The sequence below is a fragment of the Dokdonia sinensis genome, from assembly GCF_003688895.1.
In the GTDB taxonomy this organism is placed as follows: domain Bacteria; phylum Bacteroidota; class Bacteroidia; order Flavobacteriales; family Flavobacteriaceae; genus Dokdonia; species Dokdonia sinensis.
In genome coordinates, this window is record NZ_REFV01000031.1 from 1 (window position 1) to 2,796 (window position 2,796).

The following is a 2,796-nucleotide window of genomic DNA, read 5'->3' on the forward strand; positions in this document are numbered from 1 at the left end:
CTCAAACGAGTCTTTTTAAGCGATATTAATTTAAGACTTGCATACTTCATAACTTAAAAAAGCACCTCTCAGAAAGGCGCTTTTAAAGTCAATTATTGTCGATTTAATGGGTTGTGCAACGGTTACCATTGTTGTAGCCAGTTATTTTATGTTTTCAAATCTATATTCAATGGTTTCCAATAGTACAAGCTCGATTTTTCAATTTTCCCATTATAACCAAGATTTCGAATTGTGGTTTTTATTTTATTAAATTCAGTTACAGTCAATCTTGGGTCAACTAGAATATCAATAATGAATTCATTTGGGTCGATATTAAAATATAGAATCTCGTTTTTCTTTCCATTTTCAAAGTCAGCTATGTAAATTACTCTAAACTCTTTTTCGTGAGTAAATTCAGTTCTTTTTACGAAATATGTAAAGGTGTGAAATTGGTCGGTTCTAAAATCTTGATGAGTTTTAAGTTTAGATATAAAATTCTCAAATTCATTTTTAGTTTTATATTCAACATCTCCTAACATACAATATAAGGAATCATCACTTTTAGTTTTTATCATTTGAAGCAATTTAGATGCTTTAGTTTTGATTCTGACACTATTTTTATTTGGTGAATATATTCTCCATAATGCATCTGTTTCAGAGTGTAGTGTCCAAGATTGCCCAAATGTAGAATTTGCAAAAACCTTGAAAATATCAGATTCTACTTTTTTTCCGTTGATTTTAAAATTAGATTTGAAAATAAAATTTTCAAAAGGGTCATCCCATTTATTGACTTTTAAGAAAGCTAGTTTTTTATCCTTAAAAATACTTGGCAGATATTTGAGGTCAATGAATTTGTAAACCTCTCTTTCTAAATCCTCTTTGTCTTGAGGTGTTATATTATCCCAACTTATTTTCTTTTCGTCCATTTTTTTGCCTTATGAGAGTTGAAATATGTCATTTCTCCAATGTTTGAAGTGAACACACTTAAAAATAGACCTCCAAAAATGAGGAATACGAAAATTTGTCCAATTACTAATAGTTTTCCATAATCAACAACGGAATTAATTTCACCAAATCCGATTGGTGAAAATGAAACAAAGCTGAAGTATATTATATCAATATCTTTTACAAGTTGTCCTGGGAAAATATTATAATTCAAGTTGAAAAATGAATAAAGAACTGCAAATTCCAGTATAACTTCAACATAGTTGACAAAAAGCAAAACGACTGACCTTTTGTAACTAATTGGTTGTGCATAAATATCAGAAAGAAATATTAAACTTGTGAGATAAATTACTGTTTCAACCAGCATATAACTTGTAATAATTGCAACAAGAAATTGGTCCGTTAAATCGTAGTAGAAAAATATTAAAGGAAGACAAAGTTTAACAAGAACATAAAGTTCAACAAAAATTTTTCTTTGTAGAAGTCCGAATAAACCCGAAATGTGTCTGATGTAAAGAGCAGGAAAAATAAATTGAATAGAAACAAGAAATAATCTTAAAATTCTTTCAATTCCAAAATCTTTATAAGTTTTATTATTCCATATTCTTCCTACGTTTTTAGCCTGATTCTTAATAGCTGGTTTCAGCTTGTGATTTGAATCATATTTTCCAAAAATCAGTTTCTTTAGCATTGATTGGTTTTAATTGGCTACAACGGCTCCGTATATGAAAAGTAGCGCTGAAAATAAGCGATAACTTTTCGGATTAAACACAAGCCGAATTTTTAAATTTTACTATTTATCTTTTTATTGGAAATCGTCAAATTTAAAAATTTGGCGACTTTCCAAAAATACCCAAACCTTAGTGTTAGCAAAGACTTGCGCTATTTTTTATATACAATGTTATCTCTCGTTTTTCTACGCAATTATTCTTCCACTAATGCAATTAAAGCATCTCTTGTTTGTTTTAATTCGCTGATTTGTTTTTCTATTAATTCCAGTTTTTTCTTAAATGCACTATTCTTATCAACACAATTGTTCGGACTCGCATCACGCTCATCTAACAGAACTTTACATTCGCTCAAAGTAAATGAAAATCGTTGTAAATATTTAATAATTTGAATTCGCTTTACATTGTTTTCTCCGTAATCTTTATAATTATTCCATTCGTATGGTCTGCTAATATCGGTCAGTAAATCCTTATTTTCATAGAAACGAATAGTATCTCTTGAGACTTTGGTTTGTTTAGAAAGTTCGCCAATTTTCATTTTTTCTAATTTTTTATTTGACCGTTGACTATAGTCCACGGTTTATCTTTGTCAAAAATAACTTAAATTTTAATAAGCGATGACAAATCAAGTAGTGAATAAAAGAAGCAAATTCCGTTTTATTTGGATAATTCCAATTTTACTTTTAATAGCCACAGCAATTCCGAAAATAATTGGGCTTGAATTTATGGTTGAAAATATGACGAATATTGGTCTTGGTCATATGATATTTTCGGTTGGGATTATTGAACTTTTGTGTGCTGTAGTTTTTCTTATTCCACAATCCAGAAAAATCGGCTTTTTTCTTTGTGTTGCATACATTGGTGGGATAATTACAGCTCAATGGACGACTGGCTCTTTTAATTTGGGCGTTATTATGCAAATCTTACTTTGGGTAGGAATGTATTTTGAGGATAAAGAATTATTTAGATTGAGAACAGGCGTTAAATTTTAGCAGAATGTTTCTCTAAATGAGAGATAACGTCCAATGTATAAAGCGTGCAGGGCGTTCTGCTGGCTTTCACTTGTTTTGGTGTTTGTATTATTTGTGTAAGGTATTAATTATTTTGGAGGTTTGCTGCCCTGCGTTGAGCTTTTGGAACGCCT

The 2,796-nt window shown here is 30.0% G+C and carries 4 protein-coding genes; 1 reads left to right on the forward strand and 3 read right to left on the reverse strand.

Translation table 11 applies throughout. The features are described 5' to 3' along the window. Positions 1 to 146: 146 nt before the first annotated feature. From EAX61_RS16235 to EAX61_RS16245, 3 genes are all read right to left on the reverse strand, one after another. Positions 147 to 905, reverse strand: coding sequence for a DUF2971 domain-containing protein (locus EAX61_RS16235; RefSeq protein WP_121918759.1), 759 nt, complete (start codon positions 903 to 905; stop codon positions 147 to 149). Then, positions 887 to 1,615, reverse strand: a complete 729-nt coding sequence (locus EAX61_RS16240; protein ID WP_121918760.1) for an ion channel — start codon at positions 1,613 to 1,615, stop codon at positions 887 to 889. The genes EAX61_RS16235 and EAX61_RS16240 overlap by 19 nt, the downstream gene beginning before the upstream one ends. Positions 1,616 to 1,848: 233 nt before the next feature. Further along, complete coding sequence (locus EAX61_RS16245; protein WP_161555249.1) at positions 1,849 to 2,190, reverse strand: MerR family transcriptional regulator; 342 nt, start codon at positions 2,188 to 2,190, stop codon at positions 1,849 to 1,851. Positions 2,191 to 2,269: 79 nt separating this feature from the next. Here EAX61_RS16245 and EAX61_RS16250 point away from each other — a divergent pair, with 79 nt between their 5' ends. Then, positions 2,270 to 2,644: a hypothetical protein gene (locus tag EAX61_RS16250; RefSeq protein ID WP_121918762.1), complete on the forward strand. Its 375-nt coding sequence runs from the start codon at positions 2,270 to 2,272 to the stop codon at positions 2,642 to 2,644. Positions 2,645 to 2,796: the final 152 nt, after the last annotated feature.

Coding starts and splice junctions, on each gene's coding strand:
- EAX61_RS16235 (WP_121918759.1), bottom strand. CDS start 905: ATGGACGAAAAGAAAATAAGTTGGGATAATATAACACCTCAAGACAAA.
- EAX61_RS16240 (WP_121918760.1), bottom strand. CDS start 1,615: ATGCTAAAGAAACTGATTTTTGGAAAATATGATTCAAATCACAAGCTG.
- EAX61_RS16245 (WP_161555249.1), bottom strand. CDS start 2,190: ATGAAAATTGGCGAACTTTCTAAACAAACCAAAGTCTCAAGAGATACT.
- EAX61_RS16250 (WP_121918762.1), top strand. CDS start 2,270: ATGACAAATCAAGTAGTGAATAAAAGAAGCAAATTCCGTTTTATTTGG.